23 protein-coding genes and 1 other RNA gene are annotated in these 23,336 nt (G+C 68.6%); 3 read left to right on the top strand and 21 right to left on the bottom strand.

Annotated elements, in window-relative coordinates:
* Positions 1-13: 13 nt before the first annotated feature.
* Together J2S57_RS05450 and htpG are read right to left on the bottom strand one after the other, a co-directional pair.
* Entirely contained in the window at positions 14-622 is a 609-nt protein-coding gene (locus J2S57_RS05450; protein ID WP_307239012.1) for a mycothiol transferase, read from the bottom strand.
* Positions 619-2,547, bottom strand: a complete 1,929-nt coding sequence (htpG, locus tag J2S57_RS05455) for a molecular chaperone HtpG (RefSeq protein WP_307239014.1) — start codon at positions 2,545-2,547, stop codon at positions 619-621. The genes J2S57_RS05450 and htpG overlap by 4 nt, the downstream gene beginning before the upstream one ends.
* A 250-nt stretch (positions 2,548-2,797) precedes the next feature.
* On the opposite strand from htpG, the gene J2S57_RS05460 reads away from it, so the two are divergent.
* Positions 2,798-3,523, top strand: coding sequence for a hypothetical protein (locus J2S57_RS05460; protein ID WP_307239016.1), 726 nt, complete (start codon positions 2,798-2,800; stop codon positions 3,521-3,523).
* 99 nt (positions 3,524-3,622) lie between these two features.
* On the opposite strand, the gene J2S57_RS05465 is transcribed toward J2S57_RS05460, so the two are convergent.
* The 3 genes from J2S57_RS05465 to J2S57_RS05475 all read right to left on the bottom strand — a co-directional run bounded on the left by J2S57_RS05465 (position 3,623) and on the right by J2S57_RS05475 (position 5,839).
* Positions 3,623-4,861 (bottom strand): hypothetical protein, encoded by a 1,239-nt coding sequence (locus tag J2S57_RS05465; protein WP_307239018.1) that lies wholly within the window; start codon positions 4,859-4,861, stop codon positions 3,623-3,625.
* 149 nt (positions 4,862-5,010) lie between these two features.
* Positions 5,011-5,250, bottom strand: a complete 240-nt coding sequence (locus J2S57_RS05470; RefSeq protein ID WP_307239020.1) for a hypothetical protein — start codon at positions 5,248-5,250, stop codon at positions 5,011-5,013.
* Between the two features lie 121 nt (positions 5,251-5,371).
* Positions 5,372-5,839 (bottom strand): hypothetical protein, encoded by a 468-nt coding sequence (locus tag J2S57_RS05475; RefSeq protein ID WP_307239022.1) that lies wholly within the window; start codon positions 5,837-5,839, stop codon positions 5,372-5,374.
* Between the two features lie 364 nt (positions 5,840-6,203).
* On the opposite strand from J2S57_RS05475, the gene J2S57_RS05480 reads away from it, so the two are divergent.
* Positions 6,204-6,950 (top strand): hypothetical protein, encoded by a 747-nt coding sequence (locus tag J2S57_RS05480; protein ID WP_307239024.1) that lies wholly within the window; start codon positions 6,204-6,206, stop codon positions 6,948-6,950.
* Positions 6,951-6,989: 39 nt separating this feature from the next.
* Here the strand turns inward: J2S57_RS05480 and J2S57_RS05485 are convergent, their stop codons facing one another.
* The 10 genes from J2S57_RS05485 to J2S57_RS05530 form a co-directional block, all read right to left on the bottom strand.
* Positions 6,990-7,385, bottom strand: a complete 396-nt coding sequence (locus J2S57_RS05485; protein WP_307239026.1) for a hypothetical protein — start codon at positions 7,383-7,385, stop codon at positions 6,990-6,992.
* On the bottom strand, positions 7,382-10,156 hold the full coding sequence (locus J2S57_RS35505) for a DUF8616 domain-containing protein (RefSeq protein ID WP_307239028.1): 2,775 nt from the start codon (positions 10,154-10,156) through the stop codon (positions 7,382-7,384). Before J2S57_RS35505 ends, J2S57_RS05485 begins: the two co-directional genes overlap by 4 nt.
* Positions 10,157-10,341: 185 nt before the next feature.
* Positions 10,342-10,716, bottom strand: a transfer-messenger RNA (tmRNA) gene (ssrA, locus tag J2S57_RS05495).
* 146 nt (positions 10,717-10,862) lie between these two features.
* Positions 10,863-12,677, bottom strand: a complete 1,815-nt coding sequence (locus J2S57_RS05500) for a DUF2207 domain-containing protein (protein ID WP_307239030.1) — start codon at positions 12,675-12,677, stop codon at positions 10,863-10,865.
* Between the two features lie 97 nt (positions 12,678-12,774).
* Positions 12,775-13,245, bottom strand: a complete 471-nt coding sequence (smpB, locus tag J2S57_RS05505) for an SsrA-binding protein SmpB (RefSeq protein ID WP_307239032.1) — start codon at positions 13,243-13,245, stop codon at positions 12,775-12,777.
* A gap of 104 nt (positions 13,246-13,349) precedes the next feature.
* Positions 13,350-14,681, bottom strand: coding sequence for a M23 family metallopeptidase (locus J2S57_RS05510; protein WP_307239034.1), 1,332 nt, complete (start codon positions 14,679-14,681; stop codon positions 13,350-13,352).
* A gap of 69 nt (positions 14,682-14,750) precedes the next feature.
* Positions 14,751-15,665: a permease-like cell division protein FtsX gene (gene ftsX, locus J2S57_RS05515; RefSeq protein WP_307239036.1), complete on the bottom strand. Its 915-nt coding sequence runs from the start codon at positions 15,663-15,665 to the stop codon at positions 14,751-14,753.
* A gap of 51 nt (positions 15,666-15,716) precedes the next feature.
* A complete protein-coding gene (gene ftsE / locus J2S57_RS05520) occupies positions 15,717-16,406 on the bottom strand; it encodes a cell division ATP-binding protein FtsE (RefSeq protein ID WP_307239038.1) in 690 nt (229 codons plus the stop codon).
* A 214-nt stretch (positions 16,407-16,620) separates the two neighbouring features.
* Complete coding sequence (gene prfB / locus J2S57_RS05525; RefSeq protein ID WP_307239040.1) at positions 16,621-17,730, bottom strand: peptide chain release factor 2; 1,110 nt, start codon at positions 17,728-17,730, stop codon at positions 16,621-16,623.
* A gap of 618 nt (positions 17,731-18,348) precedes the next feature.
* A complete protein-coding gene (locus J2S57_RS05530; RefSeq protein WP_307239042.1) occupies positions 18,349-18,591 on the bottom strand; it encodes a helix-turn-helix domain-containing protein in 243 nt (80 codons plus the stop codon).
* Positions 18,592-19,511: 920 nt separating this feature from the next.
* Between J2S57_RS05530 and J2S57_RS05535 the strand changes: the two genes are divergently transcribed.
* On the top strand, positions 19,512-19,733 hold the full coding sequence (locus tag J2S57_RS05535) for a hypothetical protein (protein WP_307239044.1): 222 nt from the start codon (positions 19,512-19,514) through the stop codon (positions 19,731-19,733).
* 3 nt (positions 19,734-19,736) lie between these two features.
* Here the strand turns inward: J2S57_RS05535 and J2S57_RS05540 are convergent, their stop codons facing one another.
* From J2S57_RS05540 to J2S57_RS05565, 6 genes are all read right to left on the bottom strand, one after another.
* Positions 19,737-20,228 (bottom strand): pilus assembly protein TadG-related protein, encoded by a 492-nt coding sequence (locus tag J2S57_RS05540; protein WP_307239046.1) that lies wholly within the window; start codon positions 20,226-20,228, stop codon positions 19,737-19,739.
* Positions 20,206-20,640, bottom strand: a complete 435-nt coding sequence (locus J2S57_RS05545; protein ID WP_307239048.1) for a GNAT family protein — start codon at positions 20,638-20,640, stop codon at positions 20,206-20,208. The genes J2S57_RS05540 and J2S57_RS05545 overlap by 23 nt, the downstream gene beginning before the upstream one ends.
* Before the next feature lie 54 nt (positions 20,641-20,694).
* Positions 20,695-21,069: a TadE family protein gene (locus tag J2S57_RS05550; RefSeq protein WP_307239050.1), complete on the bottom strand. Its 375-nt coding sequence runs from the start codon at positions 21,067-21,069 to the stop codon at positions 20,695-20,697.
* A gap of 43 nt (positions 21,070-21,112) precedes the next feature.
* The gene (locus J2S57_RS35290) at positions 21,113-21,298 is read right to left on the bottom strand and encodes a hypothetical protein (protein WP_370882573.1); all 186 of its coding nucleotides are present in this window, start codon (positions 21,296-21,298) and stop codon (positions 21,113-21,115) included.
* A 259-nt stretch (positions 21,299-21,557) separates the two neighbouring features.
* Entirely contained in the window at positions 21,558-22,472 is a 915-nt protein-coding gene (locus J2S57_RS05560; protein WP_307239054.1) for a type II secretion system F family protein, read from the bottom strand.
* Entirely contained in the window at positions 22,472-23,335 is an 864-nt protein-coding gene (locus tag J2S57_RS05565) for a type II secretion system F family protein (RefSeq protein WP_307239056.1), read from the bottom strand. The genes J2S57_RS05560 and J2S57_RS05565 overlap by 1 nt, the downstream gene beginning before the upstream one ends.
* Position 23,336 lies beyond the last annotated feature (1 nt).

A 23,336-nucleotide genomic window follows, 5' to 3' on the forward strand; every position in this document is an offset into this window, starting at 1 on the left:
AGCGTGCTGAAGGTTACTCCCCGACCAGCCCGTCGATCGACTCACGGATCAGGTCGGCGTGCCCGAGGTGCCGGGCGTACTCCTCGTTCATGTGCGCCACGATCCAGCGCAGGTTCGGTTCCTCGTTGTCCTGCCGGATGATGCGCCGGGCCAGGTGGTCGAGGCCACCGTCGGCGAGTGCGGCGTTCGTCGCCTCCCGGGAGCGGGCGACCGACGTCTCCCAGAGGGTGCGGATCTGGTCCGGGCTGTCGGACGCCGCGGAGTTCCAGTCCCAGTCGCGGTCGGAGTCCCAGTCGACACCGTTCCAGGGGGCCGAGCGCTCGGCCCCCTGGAGGTAGTAGCGGAACCAGTGGTCTTCGACGAAGGCCAGGTGTTTCATCATGCCGCCGAGGGTCATCGACGACGGGCCGAGCGTCAGGTTCAGCTCGGCCGCGTCCAGATCACCCGTCTTCCAGCGGAAGCTGGCGCGGAAGAACTCGAGGTAGCCGATCTGTGTCTCCACCTCGCCGCCGGCCACCGGCGGCTGGGGGCGACCCTGCTCGTCCACCATCGGCTGCCCCGAAGGCACCGAATGCCCCGGGGACAGCGGCAACCCGGCCAGTTCTCCCGCGTCGTCGCTCACTTGTTCAGCGACTCCCCGAGCTGCGTGGCGAGCAGGTTCACGAAGCGCGCCGGGTCGTCGGGCTGGGTGCCCTCGGCGAGCAGGGCCATGCCGTGCACCAGCTCCACGGTCTCGGCCAGCTTGGGGTCTTCGGGACGGGCCTCGTGCGCCGTGCGCAGCCCCTCGACCAGGGCGTGCTTGGGGTTGAGCTCGAGGATGCGGCGTTCCTGCGGGATCGGCTGCCCCATCGCCCGGTAGAGGTTGACCAGGGTCGGCGTGGCGTCGTTCTCGTCACTGACGACGCAGGCCGGCGAGGTGGTCAGGCGGTTGGAGAGCCGGACCTCCTTGACGTCCTCGGTCAGCACCCCGCTCATCCAGGTGAGGAGGCCGGAGAACTGTTCCTTCTGCTCCTCGCGCTCGGCCTCCTCCTTCTCGTCGAGGTCGATCTCGCCCTTGGCCACGGACTGGAACTGCTTGCCGTCGAACTCCGGCATGCCGTCGACCCAGACCTCGTCGATCGGATCGGTGAGCAGCAGGACCTCGAGCTCCTTGGCCCGGAACGCCTCCATGTAGGGCGAGTTCTCGATCGCCTGACGGGAGTCGCCGGTGAGGAAGTAGATCTTGTCCTGGCCCTCCTGCATGCGCTCGACGTAGTCGCGGAGGCTGGTGCGCTTCTCCGGGTCGTGGGTCGTCAGGAAGGAGCTGACCTCGAGGATCGCGTCGCGGTTGGCGAAGTCCTGCAGCAGGCCCTCCTTCAGCACGCGGCCGAACTCGTCCCAGAACTTGGTGTACTTCTCCGGCTCGTTCGCGGCCAGGCCCTTGACCGACTGCAGCACACGCTTGGTGAGGCGCTTGCGCATCGACTCGATCTGCCGGTCCTGCTGCAGGATCTCGCGGGACACGTTGAGCGCGAGGTCCTGTGAGTCCACGACACCCTTGACGAAGCGCAGGTACGGCGGCAGCAGCTCCTCCGCGTCGTCCATCACGAACACGCGGTTCACATAGAGCTGCACGCCGTGCTTGGCGTCGGGGCTGAACAGGTTGGCCGTGGCGCGCTCGGGCAGGAACAGCAGCGCCTGGTACTGCAGCGTGCCCTCGATGTTGAGCCGGATCGTCTCCAGCGGGTCGTTCCAGTCGTGGCTGATGCGCTTGTAGAGCTCGGCGTACTCCTCGTCGGTCACCTCGGAGGCGGGACGCGTCCAGAGGGCCTTGCGCGAGTTGACGGTCTCGAACTCGGGGGCCGGCGGTTCCTCACCCTCCTCCGGCGTGGGGACCTGGAGGGCCTCCATCCGGATCGGCCAGGTGATGAAGTCTGAATACCGGGTGACGATCTCCCGAACTTTCCGGGGGTCGGTGTAGTCGAAGAGCCGGTCCTCGGGGTCGGCCGGCTTGAGGTGCAGCGTGATCGAGGTGCCCTGCGGGGCCTCCTCGAGCGCCTCGATCGTGTAGGTCGCCTCACCCGCGGACTCCCAGCGGGTCGCCTCGGCCTGGCCCGCACGGCGGGTGATCAGGGTGACCCGGTCGGCGACCATGAAGCTGGAGTAGAAGCCGACACCGAAGCGGCCGATGAGCTCCTCGGTGGCACCCTCGCCCTCGGCCTCCTTCTGCGCCTCCTTCAGCTGCCGCACGAACTCGGCGGTGCCGGAGTTGGCGATCTTGCCGATCAGGTTCACGACCTCGTCGCGCGACATCCCGATGCCGTTGTCGCTGATGGTCAGCGTGCGCTCGGTGGCGTCGAGGTCGATCCGGATGTGCAGGTCGGAGGTGTCGACGTCGAGGGTGTCGTCGTTGAACCGCTCCAGCCTCAGCTTGTCCAGGGCGTCCGAGGCGTTGGAGATCAGCTCGCGCAGGAACAGATCCTTGTCCGAGTAGATCGAGTTGATCATCAGCTGGAGCAGCTGACGGGTCTCGACCTGGAACTCGTAACTCTCGGCCTGGGTCGTCATGGCACCTTTCCCCACGTTCTTTCGCTTCTGCGTCGCGTTGCGGGCAAAGATTATCCGCCCCGGCCGGTTTCTTCGTGATCCGCGCTGCGTAGTCGCGTCGTCACATGTGTCGAACGCGGCTGTCGGCTTCGCACGGAGCACGGTGATTCGTGTGCTTGGGTTTGTCGACCCGCGCACCACGCACCACCCGTACATGCGAAAGGATGGCCCTGTGGCCGCACCGGAGTCCCTCTCAGACCGTCCCCTCGTCGTGCTCAGTTCCCACCTGGGCGACGCGGCCCTCTCCGTCGGCTATCTCATGTCCCAGCTGGCGAAGTCGACGCCGGTGACGGTGATGACCCCGTTCACGCACACCCAGGGCAACCCGACCCGCACGGCGCGCAACTACCTGCAGAAGCGCAACGCGATCAAGGCGCCGACGCTGTACAACCAGCGCCGCACCGAAGACCAGCTGGCCCTGCGTTCCATCGGCGTGACCGGCGTGCACCTCGGGCTGCCCGACGCGTTGTTCCGCCCGCGCCCGGCCGACCGGATCCCGCCGTTCGTGCGCAACCTGGTGCCCGAGACCGGCGTCATGTACCCGACCTACCGCTGGCACATCTCCAAGGGCAAGCTGAGCCCGCACGACGCCAAGACGCTGTCCGACCTGGAGCAGCGCCTGCTCTTCACCACGGACGACGACACGGTGATCCTGGCTCCGCTCGGCATCACCCGTCACGTCGACCGGGTGCTGGTGCACGAACTGGGCAAGCGCATGGCCCGGCACCGCACGGTGGGCTACTACGCCGACCAGCCCGACGCGCAGAAGCTCGAGGGTGACATCCCGGCGCCGGCGGGCACCGAGCTGCTGAAGTTCGAGGTCGACCAGAACGCCAAGGCCGCCTTCCTCGAGCGGCACACCATGCACTCACGGGCCACGCTGGGCCGGCGCATCCCGGCGCTCGACGAGTACGTGTTCCTGCCCACGTCGCTCTGATCCCGTTGCGGGTCCGAGTTTTTCACGGGCCCCCACCAACGACGGACGCCCGGAACGGCCTGAGCCGGTCCGGGCGTCCGTGGGTTCTGGGCTGGGTTTCTACTGCTGGCCGTTCTGGTCGGACTCACGGCGCGGGCGGCCGTAACCGTCCGGGTTGAAACGGGTCTCCTCGCCGTAGCCGTCGTACGAGTTCTGCGCGGCGGGACGGTTGGACGAGCCCTGGCCCCACTGATCGGCCTGGTTGGCCTGGTTGTGGTTGGCCTGGTTGTGGTTGGCCTGGTTGTGGTTGGCCTGGTTGTGGTTGGCCTGGTTGTGGTCGGCCTGGCTGAACTGTTCGGGTGAGCTGAACTGGTCCTGGTGGGCGCCGAACTGGCCGGACTGGTTCCACTGGCTCTGGGCGCCCCACTGGCTCTGCTCAGTCGGCCGGCCCTGGTTGTTCTGACCCTGGTTGTTCTGGCCCTGACCGTTCTGGCTCCGGCCGTACTGGTCCTGCCCGTACTGGTCCTGCCCGTACTGGTCCTGCCCGTACTGGTCCTGCCCGTACTGGCTCTGCCCGAACTGGCCCGCCTGGCTGAACTGGGCGGGCTGCTCGAACTGCCCCGGCTGCCCGAACTGGCCCGGCTGACCGCCCGGCCCGAACTGGCCCGGCTGCTCAAACTGGCCCGGCTGCCCGAACTGGCCCGGCTGCCCGAACTGGCCCGGCTGCTCGAACTGGCCCGGCTGCTCGAACTGCCCCGGAGCCGCGTACTGGTTCCCGTACTGCCCCTGGCCCCCGAACTGGTTGTGCCCCTGGGAGTCCTGCCCCCACTGTCCCGAACCCGCCTGCCCCGCACCCGCCTGCCCCGAACCCGCGTGCCCCGCACCCGCGTGACCCGGGCCGCCCTGCGCCGACGATCCCGGGCGCCGTCCCGCCGAAGCCGGCATCCCCTCGTCCTTGCGAAGGAAGTTGCCCGCGATGATCACCAGGGCGAGCAGCAGCCCGAGGAAGAAGCCGATCGAGATGCCGAACCCCTCCTGCCCCTTGATGAGCTGCAGCAGGAGCAGCGCGAGCACCAGCCCGGACAGGCCCAGACGCACCCAGCCCCGGACGCCGTCGAGCGCCGGGATGCGGGCGTTGCCCAGCTGCACGGCGACGACCTCGGCCACCAGCACGAGAGCGACCAGGGAGGCCAGGGTCGGCAGGGTCAGCGCCCAGCCGTCGGCCGAGTAGTCGATCGAGGTGCCCAGGATCTGCTGCGACATCTTGTACCAGGGCAGGAACGTGTCGAGCACGAAGAGCACGCCACCCGCGGCGACGATCTTCCCGCCGAGGGTGAGGGGGAATCTACTGCTGGGCATGAACGGGGAACTCCTTCTCGATCCGGTGCGTCCTGCTGATCAACCGCAGGCAGGACGCGTGCACCGCCTCTGGCGTTGCACGGCACCGGCCGGGGATCCGGGCGCGGGGCCACGGCGTCACCGGCCGGTTCAGAACTGGCGGAACCGGCTCAGCGGTGAGCCGGCTGCTCCTTCAGCGTCACCCACGCGGCGTCGAGCCGGCGGGTGACGAAAATGCCGACGCCCCAGGCCATTGCCAGGGCCGGAAGGAAGAAGACCCAGCCGACGGGTGACGTCAGCGCGAACAGCGAGAGCAGCCCGGCCATCGCCGCCAACGTGGCCAGCGCGACCAGGAAACCGATCGTCCCGGTCAGCAGCCAGCGTGTCGTCTCCGTGATGAAACGCCCCATCGAAGCCCCTCCCCAGGTGCCGGACAGCCCCTCCGCCGGCCCATGTCACCTCGATCCCCATGACATGTGTTCATCACGGTATCAGCGTGACGATCGGGGCAATCAAGGTCAGCGCGAAAGATCAGCGCAGAGGGGCGGCACCGACGGGAACCGGCACGGCCGCCCCGTTCTCCGCCTCGACACCTCGCAGATAGCTGCCGTAGGTGAGCGCGATCACCAGCGCAAGCCCGACCGCGATGCCGTAACTGGGCCCCATCCGTTCGTGACCGACGACCAGCTGCAGCACCACGAGTGCGGTGGCAGTTCCGGCCAGCCCCAGGCGAAGCCAGGCGGCGGCCAGGTCACCGAGCATCGGCGGACGCACCCGGAACACCTGCACCACCACGACTTCGGCGACGAGGGCCAGCACGAGCAGCATCGACAGGGCCGAGAACGGTGTGCCCCAGGCCATCTCGGAGTCACACACCTGAGTGCCGAACAGCCCGAAACAGTTGCGGTGCCAGGGCGCGAACGAGTCGAGCAGGTAGAGGATGCCGGTGGCGGCGACGATCTTTCCGCCGAGCGTCAGCGGAAGGCTGCGGCTGGCCATGGAACCGGGGCTCCGATCCGAGTCGATGTCGGTCGTTGTCGGACGCGGTGCCACGCGAGTCACGCGCACCGCGAAGGGCGATGCCAGGGCGTCGTCGAACCTGGCAGAGGTCTGTGACTTCCACTCTGCCAGGAGTCGCCGTCCGATGCGCACCGGTTTACCCCCACTCGCGCCTTACGGAACACCGAATCGTCACCAAACTGCGCAGCGGCGACGTATCCGGTCCACTCCCCGCCATTTTCCGTTCACCGAATGCGATTCCCATTCATGGCCAGGGATAAAGAAATGCCGCCCGGCGGACGACAGAGAGCCTGTGCGTCACCGGAACCGGAGCGAGTCTCAGCCCAGAGCCGAACTGGGACCCGTGGTTTTTGCCCCGGAAGCGCATCGTCCTCGTGACCTGCGCCTCCTTGTCGACGCCTCGGGCCTGACCGTCGAGTTCGGACTCGGCCTACGGCAGAACTACGCCTGGGCCGACTGTGCCGCCGTCATGGTCTGGCCCGACCGCGCCGAGCTGGTCCTGCGGGGCGAGGGCGGGGAGGGCGCCGCGAGTCTGGTCGTGCGGGCAGCCGACTGGCACCACGGCGACCAGGCCATGCGGGCGATCTCGCAGCGACTGCCCACCGACGTGCTGGTCACGATGCTGGCCGACGACGAGCCCCAGCCCGAGACCTACCGGCTGCCCGGCCTGGCCGCCGGCTCGGGAGCCCTGCTGGCGGTCATGGCCCTGTCCGCGGCCGTGGTCGGGCTGCTCGGCCTCGTGATCGGCGCGATGGACCGGTCGCTCTCGGCCACCGCCGTCGGCACGGTCTTCCTGGCCGGCGCCGTCCCCCCGGCCCACGCGCTGTTCGTGCGCATGCGCGTACCGCGCCGGTGGCGTGAGCAGGCCGCGGTCCGCGGGCAGGCGGGTGTGCGGATCACCTCGGTCCTGGCCCGCTCGGGACCCGCAACCCTCGGAGCCGCCCTGACCGCGTTCGCCGTGCTCGTCGTCCTCAATCTGCTCGTCGCCCTCACCGTCAGCACCGCCGCGCTCGTGCCCGCACTGCTCTGCGGATTCGCCACCGCGGGCTGCGCGCGGGAGCTCTTGCGGCGTCGACGCCGTCAGTCCTGAACCGCCCCTCAGCACCTCCTGACGGTCAGGACGATGTGGTCATCTCGCCGGGTCGAGGAAACCGTTCTCGACCTGGAGCAGTTCGTAGGGGGTCAGCTGGGGCTGTTCCCAGTTGCGCAGTTCCAGGTGCAGCACGAACGAGACGGGCACGGCCACGTGGTACCGCTCCACGTAGTAGGCCAGGTCGCGCGGCCACACCCAGGCCCCGTCGGTGACGAACTCGAGGGGGCAGACGGCCGTGGCCGAGGGGTCGAGCACGTCGTCGGCCATGGACGCCGTCGCCACCAGAACCGTGTTGCCCCACAGGTACTCGAGCAGCTTCTCCTCCTGGTCGGCGGAGCGCGGATCGGCCGAAGGCAGGGCCTGGTGCAGGCTTTCACCGTCGGGCAGGCCGTGCGGCAGCTCCCGGAAGAACCCGGCGCGACTGATGATCATGCGGAGCCTCCCGGCCGGTACGCGACCCAGTTGCCGGTCGCGTTCAGGGGTGACGGGCCGATCAGCACGCGGCCGGAGTCGAACACGTGCACGGTGCCGTCAGGAGCCAGGACCTCGGCGCCGAGCTTGTCGGCGAGGGCCTGGGCGGTGCCGGGCTCGGCCCCGCCTGCCGCAGCGAGGATGAGCCGGACCGGGCCGCCGTTGTAGGCCGGGTCGCGCAGGATCAGCCGGGCCAGGGCGTGGTGACTGAAACCCGTTGCCCGGGTGGCGGCGTGGGCCTGCACGATGATGTCGTGGTAGCCGATCGGCGGGATCACGCTGGCCGCGAACTCGGTGAACGTCTCGGCCTTGGCCAGGTAGGACGAGACCCCGCCGAGGTCGAAGGCCTGCAGGTAGTCGCCGGCCGTGGCCCGCACCTCCCGCCCTTCGACGGCCCCGGCGAAAGTGACCGGCACGAAGGTGGTCACGAATCCGGCCCCGTCGGCGAGCAGTCCTGCGGGGGTGACGTTGCGCAGGTACACGCCGGTTGCCGCCCGGGGGTCGCGCACGAACGCGGCGGCACCGAAACCGGTGGAGGCCAGGAACCTCGCGGTTCCGGACACTCCGAAGAAGGCTCCGAGCGAGGCCGAGGAGAGCACGATCAGGGCCACGACGCCGCCGGCCAGGAGCACCTGCTGCCCCAGGCCGAGGGCGGACCACCAGGCCCCGAGGGCGTGGAGATAGCCGGTCAGCCAGACGAGATCGAGGGCGGAGTCGACGTTGGTGGCGTCCTGGGCGGCGCTGTAGGCCAGCCACAGCGTGGCGGCCAGCACCACCAGAACCGTGCCTGCCGTCAGGCGCCAGGTGATGGTCGAGGCCCGGCCGTCGGACTGGATCCGTTTGCTGTAGGCCTCTTTACGGGCGTGACGCGTCATCTCGAGAGCGGCACGGCCACGCACGATCCGGGTCACGCGGGACTCGCCGTTCACGCCGGCGTGGGCGGCGAGGATCACGGTCTTGTCCCGGGCGGCGTAGGCCGCGAGGGCGCAGACGGCGGTGGTCAGGGTCCACCAGAGCAGGGTGAGTAGCCAGAGGACGACGTGCAGGGCGTGCTTGAACGCGGACGGGTTCTCGGCGGCGCGGGTTTGCTTACGGGACGCGCGGGGTCGAGTGGGGTTGTCGGTGCCGGGCGCGGGGTTGGGCGCGGGGTTGGGCACGGGGTTGGGCACGGGGTTGGGCACGGGGTTGGGCACGGGGCCGGTCGCAGGGTTGGGCACGGGGCCGGTCGCAGGGGCGGAGGAGTGCGGTTGCCCTGTCCGGGGCCAGGCTTCACGGGGCTGTGCGTCGTCGGGCCGCGCGCCGGAGGGCCGGCCTTCGCCGGGTCGCGCTTCCGGGGGACGGTTTTCGTCGGGCCGGCCTTCAACACGCTGCGCGGGGCTGGCCTGTGCAGCACCGGGTTGCACCGCCCAGGACTGGGTGGTGGGCAGGCCACCGGTCGACGGGACGGAGAAGGTGGGCCAGGCGGCGGTCGGAGCGGCATCCGGTGCCGGGGCGGCGAAGGCCGAGGTGGACGCAGAGGTCTGCCCGTCTTCGTCGGTGCCTCGGTCCGTGCTTCGGCCGGTGCCTCGATCCCTGCCTCGTTCGGCGCCTCGGTCGGTGCTGGGGGCGCCGGGGCCGTCAGAGGATGCCGGGTCCGGCTCGGCACGGTCGTCGGACCGCCCGGCCACGGGCCTCACCGGTTCCCGGGCGATACGTGAACGCCAGGTCCAGGTCCAGGTCGCGGCCGACCAGGGGGCAGGCAGGATCGTCAGGTTGTTGCGTACCTCGTCGGCGGCGAGCAGATGACGGGCGTCGACCAGGAGCCCGAGCAACCCCACCAGGGCGAGCAGCACCAGCGACGGAACGACCGGCACCACCTGCTCCCCCAGCCGCAACGGAAGCGGAAGGGCCCCCACGACGTCGGGATCCGCGTCCACCATCGGAACCGCCACCGTGAACCACCAGACCAGCACTGGCACCAGCACACACAGCGCGCGCAACAGTCCTACGCCCAGCAGGCCCGGCCACCGCGCACCGTCGGACAAGGGTCCGCGTTCCCCCTCTTCGGCGTCTCCGGCGTTCTCCGGATCGGCCCCGTCCGGCGGGTTCAGCGAACGCCCGGCCCGACGCCAGCCGGTGACGGCCAGCCCGATCACCCCGGCGACCAGCACGGTGCCCGACATCGGCGCACTCGGAGGCGGCGCGGAGAAGAGCGCCCGCATCACCTCCTGCACGGTCTGGAACGCCAGCGACACCGCCAGCCCCATGAGAAGCCAGTCGCTGACGGCGAACCGGCGCACCCGCTGCGGCGCGGCCAGAGCCATCACGACCAGCGGAACGAGCGCGAGCGCGGCCTGCCCGACGCCGACGCCGACGATCTCGACGGGCTTCAGCCCCGCGCCGGGCACCAGTACGAGAAGGTCGGCGCCCACCACGATCGCCCAGAGCAGGCTCGCCGCGAACATCCCGGCCACGCTCGCCCAGCGCAGCGTGCGCGGGACCAGCACCAGGAATCCGAGAAGGAGCAGAAGCAGTTCCCGGACGTGCGCCGCGACCGCGGAACTCGTCACGGGCACCAGGGCCAGGGTCACGACCAGCCAGGCCAGCGCCACCCAGAGGGCGGGTGCGGACGCTCCGCTCAGACGGTGCCGCAACGACGAACGGGGCCTGCCCCTCCGGCGGGACGGCCCGTCGTCGGCGGCCTCGTCGTGAGCCGGCGTGGTCTTGTCGTTCTCCAGAGTCTGTGTCGCCATTCCTGGTTCCTGTGAGGGACGCCGCCATCCGGTGCAGCGAACCAGGCGATGCTGCCGCCCTGGGTGTTATCTGTGTGCTGTAGCAGGGGTATGTCCTGCTCAAGACTTAACGTCCGGGCCCCGTCGAACGGCAAACGAACGCGCCCCTCGCTCCAGGAGCGAGGGGCGCGTTCGGTGGTGCTGCTGTGTGGAGATGGGGGGAATCGAACCCCCGTCCGTCAGCGCAGAACCAGGGCTTCTCCGGGCGCAGCCTGCTACGGCATTTCTCAGCCCCGACAATCCCGCAGGCGGGTCGTCGAGCCGGGCTCAGTCACAGTAAGTGTTCCCGCGGGCCCCGTGACCGGTCCCTTGGGCAGTGGCCTTCTTGTCGACGCCAGGACCCGGGCCGAAGGCACTCCCGGACTGACGGACCTATAGGCCCTGCTGCTTAGGCAGCGAGGGTGAGGTCGTTGCGCTTAGTATCGGCAACTATTGTTTTGCGACGAGGATTTACGAGATCACATCGCGTACTCGGCCCGCTTCCCCTGGTAAGACGACCAACGTCGAAACCGATCATCCCCGAGGGGTGATGCGGAACTTGCCAGGTGTTGCGCATTCAGTTGTCAATCAAGACCGTCTCCGGCCTCACACAGCTGTACAACTCTACAGCCTGACGTGGTGTTCCCGCCTCCCGGTTGATCGGCCCGCCGCGCGCGGACTGCCGGGCTCACCACGAGCCACCACCGCCACCGCCTCCGCCGCCTCCGGAGAAGCCCCCGCCCCCGAAGCCGGAACCACCCGACGACGAGGGGGTGGCCGCGCTCAGCGAGCCGGAGGTGGTGGTGCTGAAGCTGTCGACGGACGCACCGAACGCCGCGTAGTTGAAACCGTAGTAGCCGTACATCGAGCCGATGTACCAGTCGGGCGGGTCGAACTGGGCGCCCGAGGCCGCGAGCCGGTCGAAGACCTGTGCCCAGCGCTCGGCCACCCCGAACACGATGGCGAAGGGCAGGTAGCGGCTGAAGATGTCTTGCTGCTCCTGCCACCGGATCTCGTCGGCCTCGGCCTTGGTCAGGTAGAGCTCGAACCCCTTGGCCTGGGCCAGCAGGGCCGTGCCCCTGGCCGTGCGGGCCGGCATCCTCTGAGCGCAGACCAGCAGCACGATCGAGCCCAGCACCAGGGCGACGCCGACCAGGGCGAAGTGGGTGAAGACGGTGAGCAGCACGGCCGCGGCGATGGAGGCCAGCAGCGCCAGGACACCGAGAACGGTCCAGCGGATGCGCACGTGCGAGGGGTTGCCGCGGAACCAGCCCTGCCGGGTGACCTCGCTGTAGAGCATCGACTGCACCTTCTGCAGGTCGCTGCGGAAGGTCTGTTTCAGCTGGGACAGCAGCACCTGCCCCCGGCCGCCGAAGAGCTTGTCGAGCAGGAACTGCTCGTAGTCGGCCAGACGCCCGGGCGGCGGCTGCAGCGCCACGAGCTTCCAGTCGCCCTTGCGGAAGCGGCCCTCCTGCTCGACCTCCTCGATGCGCAGGTAGCCGCGCACCGCCAGATCGATGATGGTGGCCGTGACGTCGACGACATTGGCCCGCTCGTCGATCAGCGTGCCCAGCTCACCGGGGCGCATGTCTCTCGGTGGCTGGAACTGCACGGCCACCGGCGCCCGCCGACGGGAGACGAGCCCGACCCGCTGCTCCTGCTGGTAGCCGGGTTCCAGACCGGGCGTCAGGCCGAGGTACTTCTCGTCGCGCCCCCGGCGTGATGCCAGCCAGAGGGCGCCCCCGCCGATCAGGGCCAGGGCCCCGGCCGAGCCCGCGCCCGAGAGCGGCGAGAGCTCGAACGCGTTTCCGATCTTCCACTTCTCGGCCAGGATCGGCGCCGCGTCGGGAAACGTGCCGGCCGGGAAGGCCGCGACGACGGTCAGACCCGACCCGGCGTCCAGAGCACCGCTGCTGTCGAAACGGGCCTGCCCCTGGGTCACCGTGACCCGGCAGGTGGCCGTGCTCCCGGTCTGCCCTCGGAAGCAGAGCGCCTCCTGCACCGCCGCCGGCCCCTTGACCGTGGCCGTGGCCCGGGCGATCGGCACGTCCCACTCCGAGCCGATCGCGTTCCAGTACAGCTCCTGGTGCTCGTCGGTCGCGTCGTCGATGTCGTTGACGACGCCACGGAGCGTGTAGGCGATCGTGTACTCGTGCGTGCCGGAGACGGTTTCGCCGGGATCGCCGATGCGCAGCGAGACCTGCTTGCCCCTGTCCTCCTCGGGCTCGCTCGCGGCACCGTCGACACTCACCGAGAGGTCGCTCAGCGGGTACTGCCGGGTGTGGTCGGAGTCGTAGTCGAACTCGATCGGGATGTCGCGCGTGATGCCGTGCTTGTCGTCGGCGTCACCGAAGTCGTAGGTGATCTTCTCCTCGACCCGCATCGAGTCGTCGGCGCGGAGCGTCATCGTCACGTCGTACGACGTGATCGACTCGCCTCCCGCCGCCCGGGCCACACCGGACGACGCCAGGACAGCGGCGGCGCCCAGCAGGACGACCGCCACGACTCGAGCCGCGCGACGCGGCGTTCCCCAACCCACGCGTCCACCCTACGCACGGGGTGTGACAGTTTGCCCGGCCGGGGCGGCCACCGGCGGAAGATCAGCGGTTGGTGCGCTGCGACATCGCCCGGTCGGACTCGCGCTTGTCCTGCCGTTCGCGCAGGGTCTGCCGCTTGTCCCAGTGCTTCTTACCGCGGGCCAACGCGATCTCGACCTTGGCCCGGCCGTCCTTGAAGTACAGCTGCAGCGGCACCAGCGTGTACCCGCCCTCACGGGTGGCGCCGGCCAGCTTGTCGATCTCGTAGCGGTTGAGCAGCAGCTTGCGGCGGCGGCGCGGGGTGTGGTTCGTCCACGTGCCCTGCACGTACTCCGGGATGTGCACATGCTCGAGCCAGGCCTCACCGCGGTCGATCTGCGCGAACCCGTCGACCAGCGACGCCCGCCCCATGCGCAGCGCCTTCACCTCGGTGCCCATCAGCACGAGGCCCGCCTCGAAGGTGTCTTCGATGTGGTAGTCGTGCCGCGCCTTACGGTTGGACGCGACGACCTTGAGTCCGGTCTCCCTGGGCACGTCTACCTCACCTCTTCTGCCTGATACCGCGTCATGCCGATCAACGCCGAAGAGCAAGTCTACGAGCAGTCGGAAGCGGCGCCCACCCGATTAGGCGCCGACGGCTAGAGCCAGCCCATCGGATCGGTCGTCGAGCCGTTCACCCAGACCTCGAAGTGCAGGTGGCAGCCGGTCGACAGGCCCGTGGTGCCGGAGTAGCCGATCACCTGACCGCGGTTGACGTGCCCCGAGCGCACGGTGATCCGGCTGAGGTGGTTGTAGGTCGTGGCCACCCCCGAGCCCCGCAGATTGCCGTTGTCGACCACGATGTGGTTGCCGTAACCACCGGACGACCAGCCGGCCGTGACGATCGTGCCGGACGCGGCGGCCTTCACCGGGGTACCGCAGGGAGCACCGAAATCGGTGCCGCTGTGCAGCTTCCGGTAGTTCAGGATCGGGTGGTAACGCCAGCCGTAGCTGGAGGTGACCGGGGCGTTCACCGGATAGGTCAGCGTCCCCCCACCGCTCGAGCCCCCCGAACCCGACCCCGAGCCGGAACCGCCCGACCCGCCCGAGCCCGAGGCCTGGCGCCGGGCCTTCTCCGCCCGGTCCCGAAGAATCTTCGCCAGCTTCTCCTGCTCGGTCTCGAGCTCGTCCACCCGCTTCTGCTCGGACGCCTTCTTCGCCGCGATGCTGTCGACCGCGGCCTCGCGCTCGTCGACCAGCTCCCCGATCTCCTCGGTCGCCGACTTCGCCTCGGCCGTGGCCGTGCGTCGCTGCTCGACGACCTGCTCGGACTGCTTCTTCAGGTCGGCGACGTGCTCGCGACCGGCGTCGAGCTTCGCCTCCCGGGCCCGGGTCTCCGCCTGCTGCACACCGAGCCGGTCGATGACATCGCTCTGCGCCCGCAGCACGTTGTCGGCGACCCCGAGCCGGTCGGTGAACTGCTCCGGCGTCTGCGCGTCGAGGGCGATGGAGAGCCCGGTCATCCCCGAGCTGACGTAGGCCTCGCGGGCGATACTGCCCAGCCGGTCCTTCGTCTCGCGTTCCTGCGCGGCCCGTTCCTCGAGGTCCCGCTGCGCCTTCTCGACCGCGGCCTCGGCCAGCTCGAGCTCGTCGGCCAGTTCCTTGTCGCGGGCGTTCGCCTGGTCCAGCGCGGTCTGCGCGGACTTCAGCCGGGCGTTCGCGTCGGACAGCCTGGACTCCGCCGTCCTCAGCCGCACCGCGGCCTCGACCAGGTCGTCCGAGGTGCCCTCGAGGGTCTCGCGCAGTTCCTTGAGCTCGGCGTCGAGCTTCTTCTGCTTGTCCTTGACGTCGTCGGCCGCCGCCGGCTGCGCGGTCTGCGCCACGTTCGTGACACCGACCGCGAGAGCCGACCCGGCCACCATCAAAGCCGCGAGAAACCGGGCCGGACGGCCCGTTCGGGCCGTCCGCCGGTTGAATGTCGCTCGCTTCATCCGCATGCTCCCAGTCGCCGGTCACCCCCGTAGAGGTGGCAACAACGGTCACACACGGTGCAGGGGTAACTACACCTTGAGGTATCTCTGCAGCGCCAGGAAGGCCGACACGCCAGCGATGCCCAAGCCGATGATGAACAGCCACGGCACGATCGACAGGGCGTCGCCCACGCCGACGTAGTTCGTGAAGGTCAGCGACTTGGCCAGACGCCCCTGGATCTGGAAGTGCGTCACGGCCACCAGAGCACCGGAGGCCAGGACCGCGCCGACCGCGGCCGCGATCATGCTCTCCAGGATGAACGGCAGCTGGATGAAGAAGTTCGACGCACCGACCAGGCGCATGATGCCGGTCTCACGGCGGCGGGTGAAGGCCGTCAGCCGGATCGTGGTCGCCACCAGCAGCACCGAGCACAGCAGGGTCACCGCGGCGAGCAGCCAGGCACCCAGCTTGAGCTGGTTCAGCAGGGCGAACAGCCGGTCCAGCACCTGGTTCTGGCTCTCCACCGACTCCACCCCGGGGCGGTCGGTGAAGACGTCGGAGACCACCTTGTACTGCTCGGGGTTCTTCAGGTCGACGCGGTACGACTCGGGCATCTGGTCGGCCGTGACGTTCTCGGACAGCGCGCTGTCCTTGTACTGCTCCTTGAACCGGTCGTAGGCCTGCTGCTTCGACTCGAAGTAGACCTGCTTCACGTACGGCTGCAGCGAGGGCGCGTTGAGGTCGGCCTGGATCTGCTCCTTCTGCGCGTCCGTCACCGCGCCGTCGGCACAGCTGGCCGCGGTGGAGACGTCACCGCACAGGAAGATGGAGACCTGGACGCGGTCGTACCAGTAGTCCTTCATGGTGTCGACCTGCCGCTGGGCCAGGAATCCGAGCCCCACGAGGAACAGCGACACGACGGTCACGAGCACGACCGAGACGGCCATGGCGATGTTGCGGCGAAGGCCGATGACGATCTCGTCGACGATGAACTGGAAACGCATGTCCTTCTCAGTTGCTCTGGGCCGGTTGTCTTACCAGGAGGGCGGTTCGACCTACCGGGAGTACCCGTAGACGCCGCTGACCTCGTCGCGCAGCATGTTGCCGTGCTCGAGCTCGATCACGCGCTTGCGCATCTGGTTGACGATCTCGTGGTCGTGCGTGGCCATGACGATCGTGGTGCCGGTCTTGTTGATCCGGTCGAGCAGCCGCATGATGCCGACGCTCGTGTTCGGGTCGAGGTTTCCGGTCGGCTCGTCGGCCAGCAGGATCGACGGCCGGTTCACGAACGCGCGCGCGATGGCCACGCGCTGCTGCTCACCACCGGACAGCTCGTGCGGGAACCGCTGTTCCTTGCCGGCCAGACCGACCAGCTCGAGCACCTCGGGCACGGTGTGCGCGATGGCGTGACGCGGCTTGCCGATCACCTGGAGGGCGAAGGCCACGTTCTCGAACACGGTCTTGTTCGGCAGCAGGCGGAAGTCCTGGAACACCGCGCCAATGGTGCGGCGCAGGTGCGGAACCTTCCAGCTGGACAGCTTCGCCACGTCCTTGCCGGAGACCCGGACCACACCCTTGGTGGCCTTCTCCTCACGCAGCGCAAGACGCAGGAACGTGGACTTGCCCGACCCGGAAGCCCCCACCATGAACACGAATTCGCCCTTGCTCACCTCGAGGTTGATCGAGTTGAGGGCGGGGTGCTTGGAGCCCGGGTAAACCTTGGTGACGTCGTCGAATCGGATCACGGTCAGACCTCGGCCGCCGTCGGGGACTGGGGAAGGTGCTCGCGGCCGGTCGAAGTCTAGGGGGCTACGGGAGTGCCAAGGGGGATGTAATGGGTCTCAGTGCGTTGCGGATGTGAAGCCGTGCAGGTCCTGTGGTTTTAAGGGGCAAAAAATGATGGACGACGTGGGCACCGTCGGTGCGCACGTCGTCCATCGTTGTTGCTCTGGTCGGCAGTTAGGCGTTCTGCTCGGTCGACTTGCGCCAGCGGATGCCCGACTCCAGGAACTCGTCGATGGCCCCGTCGAACACGGCTGAGGGGTTGCCCGACTCGTACTCGGTGCGCAGGTCCTTGACCATCTGGTAGGGGTGCAGCACGTAGGAGCGCATCTGATTGCCCCAGCTCGAGCCGCCGTCGCCCTTCAGCCCGTCGAGCTCGGCCTGGCGGTCCTGCCGGGCCTTCTCGAGCAGCTTGGCCTGCAGCACGCGCATGGCCGACGCCTTGTTCTGGAGCTGCGACTTCTCGTTCTGGCAGGTGACGACGATGCCGGTGGGAAGGTGCGTGAGGCGGACCGCGGAGTCGGTGGTGTTGACCGACTGACCACCCGGACCCGAGGACCGGTAGACGTCGACCCGGACGTCGTTCTCCGGGACCTCGATGTGGTCAGTTTCTGCCACGACCGGCAGGACCTCGACGCCGGCGAAGGACGTCTGGCGGCGCCCCTGGTTGTCGAACGGGCTGATGCGCACCAGACGGTGGGTGCCCTGCTCGACCGAGAGCGTGCCGTAGGCGTACGGCGCGTCCACCCGGAACGTCGCCGACTTCAGGCCGGCCTCCTCGGCGTACGAGGTGTCGTAGACCTCGGTCTTGTACTGGTGACGCTCGGCCCAGCGCAGGTACATCCGCAGAAGCATCTCGGCGAAGTCGGCCGCGTCGACGCCACCGGCCTCGGAGCGGATCGTGACCACGGCCTCGCGTGAGTCGTACTCGCCGGAGAGAAGGGTGCGGACCTCGAGCTCACCGAGGGCCTTGCGGGTGGCGGCCAGCTCGGTCTCGGCCTCGACCAGGGTGTCGGCGTCGTCGGCCTCCTGGGCGAGCTCGACGAGGACCTCGAGGTCATCGACGCGGGCGCTCATCTTCTCGAGGCGCTCGAGCTCGGACTGGGCGTGGGAGAGCTTCGAGGTGACGCCCTGGGCCTTGTCCGGGTCGTCCCACAGGTCGGGGGCCGCGGCCTGTTCGGACAGGTCGGCGATCTGGGAGCGCAGCTGGTCCAGGTCGCTCACCTTGAGGATGGATTCCAGGGTGGTGCGCAGAGCGCGGATCTCACTAGGGAAGTCGGTGGCCACGTTGATCGAGGTTACGCGCTGTCGGCCCCAAACAGAGAGTCGGCGCTGCGATCGGGGCCGGTGGACGGGCCTTCCGGGGACGAACGGCCCCTGGCGCAATCCGTGCGTTACCTGGCGGTGACAGTGCACTGTTGTTGCAGGCGTCACATATTTTACCCATTGGGATCGTAATGCCCGATTTACAGTGAATCAGGGCGCTGAACCTGGATGTGGCTCCTGACCTGCGATTCTTCGCAGTGGGCGGGGCTCTTCACCGTGGTGCGGCGTTACCGCGGGCTCCCGGCCGCGCGTCCTGAACTGAATCCGGACGCGCGGCTGGGCTCCAACTCCCACAGGGGCTCCCATTCCCCGATCCCCGGCTCGCTCTCACACTCCCCGGTTCACGGGAGAAGCGTGCACCCGTCCGGCGGGTCCCGCATCTTGAAGCAGTGGGGGACGGTTGACCTGGGTTTTCGGGGCGCGGGCATGGCCGTTGGGACGCGGGTCCGGGCGTTTCAGTGCCTGACTACGTGGGTGCCGGCGCTTGGGGACGCGGGTCTGGGCTCTTGAGGACGCCGGCCCGGGGCATGTGGAGACGCGGGCCCGGACCTTTGGAACGTGGGTCCGATCAACAAGCGGTCAGAGGCCGAGCGCGTCGAGGTCGCCGGGTTCGGCACCCCGGCAGAGGTCGGCGAAGGTGACCTGGAGGGCGCGGCAGATCATCGGGATCTCCTGCACCAGGATGCGTCGATTGCCCTTCTCGGCGTCGCGAGCCTGGCTCAACGACCAGCCGACGAGCTTGCCGAACTCCTCCTGGGTCAGCCCGAGACGTGAACGCTCACCGCGGATGTTCCGCGCCACGATCCGCCCCAGGTCCGCCACGAGCCCGACCGTAGGCGGCCATCCCAACGAGGGAGTAGCAGAAAGCGGCTTGATTCCGGGATTCCCCAAACGGTACGGTGAATAAGCAAGCAGGCCCGGGAAATGGCAAAGTCGTTTTAGGCCGTCCGGGTGTAGTTCACCGCCTTCCCGAACCGGCTCCGGCTCGCCAGTTGACCTCCCTCCGTCCTGGCGGGTCGGGGCCTACCACCGCTCCCGCAGGCTGGACTGTGGTGCTGCCGCGCGCTCCCGCTTCGCTTCCTGTCCCCCTCTTCCTGTCCCCCTCTTCCTGTCCCCCTCTTCCTGTCCCCCTCTTCCTGTCCCCCTCTTCCTGTCCCCCTCTTCCTGTCCCCCTCTTCCTGTCCCCCTCTTCCTGTCCCCCTCTTCCTGTCCCCCTCTTCCTGTCCTCCACTTCCTGTCCTCCACTTCCTGTCCTCCACTTCCTGTCCTCCACTTCCTGTCCTCCACTTCCTGCCCTCCACTTCCTGCCCTCCACTTCCTGCCCCCCTCCTCCCGTCCTCCCCTCCTCGCCCCTCTCCTCGTCCTCCGCTCCCCATCTCTCGCGTCCTTCACCTGCCCAGCCCCCCTCTTCCCCCTTCCCCTCCCCTCTTTCCATCGCCCCTCTACCCCTCCTCCTCTTTCCATCACCCCTCTATCCCTCTTCACATCCCCCCTTGTTCACATCCCCCTTCTTCCCATTCCTCCTATCCCTCCCATCCCTTTTCCTCCCATCCCTTTTCCTCCCATCCCTTTTCCTCCCATCCCTCCTGTCCTTTCTCGCCCCTCCCGTCCCTCAGCCCCTGTCCCGTTGTCCCGTGGCCCCCGTTGCCCCCGTTGCCCCGTTGTCTCGTATGAGGAGTGCCGTGCAGGTAGAGGAATTTGCGCAGACTGTCCAAGCCCACCTTCGGAACCGGGGAATCGTCGTGCACCTGGTCACCGGCGTATCCGGGCTGGCCGGGCGGGCCTTCGGCATCGTCGTGTTCCTCGAGGAGGCGCTGCAACAGCACGAGCCGGCTCAGGCCTGCGCCCTGGGGATGCCCGGCGTGGTGGAGGTGTCCTTCTCCTCGTTCAGCCGGGCGATCATGTATGTGGTGGCGGAAACGACCCGCTTCGAGCCCACTGCCTACTACCGTCAGGCGGCCTGACCCTCAGGGCACGCCCTCTCGTGCCGTCGCGCGACTTGTCGCGGTAAGGCGGACTCCCTCGGCCCAGCGGCGTACCACCAAGCCGATCAGGGGGATTCGGCCACGGCCGGTCAGGGTGACCTCAGCCGTCGTCCCGTTCACGGCACCTGTCGGAGCCGAGATCGAGACATCCAGTTCTTCTGCGCTCTCGGGTTTTTCGCCCAGGTACCGCCGCACGCTCTCATGCACGCTCCGGTCGGACAACGCCACCGGCCGCTCCCCCGCCCCGTCCTCGTAGAACGCCCCTTCATCGAGTGCATCGGCGGCGTCGAGGGTGGCAGCGTCGGTAAGGGCGTGCAGTTCCTGACGTTGTAGGTGCAGGGCGGTGATGTCGACCGTCACGATGACCAGGAGCAGGGCCACCACCACGAACCCGGTGATCAGAGGCATGATTTGGCCGGCATCACGGACGGCCGGGGTCGGCAGCCGTGCTTCACGGTGCACGGAACCGGTCAACCGTCTCGACCTGACTCGCCGTCACCACGACATGCGCACGCAGGGTTTCGGCCAGACCGGCCGGGAGCCAGGGGAAGTCCGCAGTGACGCGGACCTCCGCCCTCACACGTTCTCCCGGGGTCAGGCACAATGCTCGCGAGCACACGATCTGCAGCTCTCCCTCCTCTGATCCGAATCCTTGATCCTGGAGGGCCAGTTCGGCAGATGCAGCTGCCCGCACCTGCCCCTCGCCCGAATTCGCGGCCGTGACGTACGAGCGCGTCGCCTCTCTCGCCGCACCGTTCGCGGCGAACGTGGCGGCCTGTACCCGGCCGAGAATGAGCACGAGGTAGGCCACCGGCAGCAGGAGAAGCATTCCTAGCGTGATGAACTCGATGACGGCCGAGCCTTGTTCGTCGCGTGTGTCAGTCATTGCGCATCGCCCGGCTCTCCCGTTGTCGGTCTTTGTGGACCATGCCTGCCCTCCCTACTCGGATTCGGCCAGGGCGTGCCCCGTCACATCCACACTCCGCCCTACCCCGATCAGCCCCACCACCGGAAGCGGCGCCCGCACCCTCACCTCCACGGTCGCCACCCCTCCGACCTCGACCAACCGCGCCTCTACATCCCGTGCGTACCCCGGCGACAGTTGCTCAGAGATCAGACCGCGGGCTCGTGACGCTCCCGCTGCCGGATCCTCATCGGACAGCGCCCCGAATCGCGCCCCCTGTGCCGCACAGTCGATGAGCACGTTCCTGACGTAGACGGTCAGCGCCAACTGCACCAGCGCGAGGAACACGAACACGAGAAACGATCCGACCAGCACGAAATCAACGACGGCGGAGCCGGACTCGTCACGCATCCGACGCATTCCACAGGGCCCGGACCAGGACCGTCGCGTCACTTCAGGGGCCACCGACGACGTTGTCCACGGAGTCGTTGAAAACCTGCACGAGCCGCTGACCCGCCGCACCCCACAGCGCGACGACCAGTCCGGCCGTCATGAGAGTGACCAGCACCCAGCCCGGCACATCACCGCGATCGTCATCGGCACGTGGCCAGCGCGTGCGGATCAGATGCAGACGGGTCACGCTCCAGGCAGCACAGTGGTGCGGCAGATTCCGGACCGCTCCGGGGCCCGCCTCCTCGCCATTCCACAGCCGGCCTGCTGGTCTCCCCTTATGCCTCCTCGTCACTGTGTTTGTCCCCGTCTGGTTCGCGGCCAGGACTGTCACCGGCCCTGGAGCCGCCCGCGCTTCCCGCGCCGGGTTTGTTGCACCGTGCAGACCGATCTTCACCTGTGGATCCCCCGTTTCCTTTGTCACCCGAGCACTTCTCGCCCAGGGTGGATCAGACTGTGAGCTCCAGTACCGCCAGACCGGGGTACAGAGCGAACAACACCGTGACCGGCAAGATCAGGAACACGACCGGCACCATGGCGCCAATTTCCCGCCGTCCGCCCGACTCCATGAGACGGCGCCGGGTCAGCTCCCGGACGTCTTGCGCTTGTGCCCGCAGCACGTCGGCCAGGGGCGTCCCCCTCTCGACAGCGACGACAATTCCGTCCACGAAACGCGCGAGACTCGGTATCGACGTGCGGTCCGCCAGATCGTTCAGCGCCTCGCTCAGCGACCGCCCCGTGCGAGCATCGGCCAGAGTCCGGCGGATCTCAGCCGGTAGGTCGCCATTGCAGGTGCGCGCTACCCGGTCGAGCGCACCGAGCGGCCCCTCCCCGGCTCCGACGGCCAGGGCAAGAATCTCGGCCACGGCGGGAAACTCTGTCAGGATCCGCTGTTTCCGGCGACGCACTTGCCAGTCCAGCGCCTGGTCCCTCCCGAGCACACCGAGTAGCATGCCGATCACCACGAGACCCACGAGCGACACCACGCTCAGACCGTTCCCGGTAGCCAGCAGCGCAGCGGCACCCGCCCCGGCACCGGTGCCCACCGCGCCCGCCAGGACCTGCTGGGCCCGGAACTGTTCGACCGACAGGCTCGTCCCCAGTTGCTGAAGACGTCTCTCTACCGACGCGTTGCCCCCACTGATCCGCGCTACGCCCCGCTGTGCCCGGTCCAGCGCGAGAACCGCCAGCTCGCCGAACGCCGTTCCCGAATGCCTCAATTCGACGATGGCCAGCGGCCCGCCCCGCAGGTAGGGAGCCAGACGCTGGTCGAGCGTCGGACGACGGCGCCACGGCACCCCCAGCAGCACCAACCACGCACCGAGGCCGACCGAGGCCCCGACCAGCGCTCCCAGCGCGGACATCAGCGCAGCACCCGTCGTTCTTCCGGGATCCGGCCGATCACGGTCATCAGCCGGTAGGCCACCACGGAAACGGCCGCGCCGACGACGAGCACCAGCGTTCCGGTCGCGCTCTCGTAAGCCTGCACCGACTCGGGTTTTGTCGAGAGAAGCGCCAGCACCAGCCACGGAGCGGAGACTGCCAGCCGGGCCGCCGAGACGGTCCAGCTCTGCCTGGCCTCGAGCTCCGAACGCACCCGTGCGTCGTCACGCATGAATGTCGACAGGTTGCGCAGGAGCCGCCCCAGATCAGAACCGCCAACCTCCCGGGTGATGCGCAGCGCCTCACAGAGCCGGTCTCCGACCGGGTCGGCCAGCCGGGCTTTGAGTCCTTCCAGCGAGTCGGCGAAGCTACCGGTCAGGCGGTAATCCCGAGCGAACGATCGAAATGGCGGACGAAGTGGTTCCGGCCCACGCTCCCCGAGGGCACCCAGCGCCTCAGGAAGGGAGAGCCCGGCCCGAACGCCCGAGGCAAGGTTGTCGACGACGTCGGGCCAGAGCTCGCGAAACCTCTGCCGACGACGGCGGGCCCGTCCACGTACCGCGGCCCAGGGCGCCCAACCAGCAATCATCGCGAAGCAGGTGGCAACCGAGAGCACCCCGGTGACTGCCAGCACCGCGAGACCGGTTCCGATTCCGGCTACTGCGCACAGCGCCAGAAAGGCCGTGACCGAGACCGACGACAGATCAGCCTCTTTGAGAAGCTCCCGCAGACGCCGGAACCCGAGGCCGACTTCTCCCGAGCGCTTTCGCGGTTCTGCCTGCCAGCAGGACCACCAGATCAGGAACAGCCCCACACCTGCGGTCATACCGAGCAGCGCGCCCATG

Origin of the sequence: Kineosporia succinea, assembly GCF_030811555.1 — a bacterium.
GTDB lineage: Bacteria > Actinomycetota > Actinomycetes > Actinomycetales > Kineosporiaceae > Kineosporia > Kineosporia succinea.

Coding starts and splice junctions, on each gene's coding strand:
- J2S57_RS05465 (WP_307239018.1), bottom strand. CDS start 4,861: ATGCCCAGCAGTAGATTCCCCCTCACCCTCGGCGGGAAGATCGTCGCC.
- J2S57_RS05560 (WP_307239054.1), bottom strand. CDS start 22,472: ATGTCCGCGCTGGGAGCGCTGGTCGGGGCCTCGGTCGGCCTCGGTGCG.
- J2S57_RS05510 (WP_307239034.1), bottom strand. CDS start 14,681: ATGAAGCGAGCGACATTCAACCGGCGGACGGCCCGAACGGGCCGTCCG.
- J2S57_RS05470 (WP_307239020.1), bottom strand. CDS start 5,250: ATGGGGCGTTTCATCACGGAGACGACACGCTGGCTGCTGACCGGGACG.
- J2S57_RS05485 (WP_307239026.1), bottom strand. CDS start 7,385: ATGATCATCAGTCGCGCCGGGTTCTTCCGGGAGCTGCCGCACGGCCTG.
- htpG (WP_307239014.1), bottom strand. CDS start 2,547: ATGACGACCCAGGCCGAGAGTTACGAGTTCCAGGTCGAGACCCGTCAG.
- J2S57_RS35505 (WP_307239028.1), bottom strand. CDS start 10,156: ATGGCGACACAGACTCTGGAGAACGACAAGACCACGCCGGCTCACGAC.
- J2S57_RS05475 (WP_307239022.1), bottom strand. CDS start 5,839: ATGGCCAGCCGCAGCCTTCCGCTGACGCTCGGCGGAAAGATCGTCGCC.
- J2S57_RS05550 (WP_307239050.1), bottom strand. CDS start 21,069: ATGCGTGACGAGTCCGGCTCCGCCGTCGTTGATTTCGTGCTGGTCGGA.
- J2S57_RS05565 (WP_307239056.1), bottom strand. CDS start 23,335: ATGGGCGCGCTGCTCGGTATGACCGCAGGTGTGGGGCTGTTCCTGATC.
- J2S57_RS05545 (WP_307239048.1), bottom strand. CDS start 20,640: ATGACTGACACACGCGACGAACAAGGCTCGGCCGTCATCGAGTTCATC.
- ftsX (WP_307239036.1), bottom strand. CDS start 15,665: ATGCGTTTCCAGTTCATCGTCGACGAGATCGTCATCGGCCTTCGCCGC.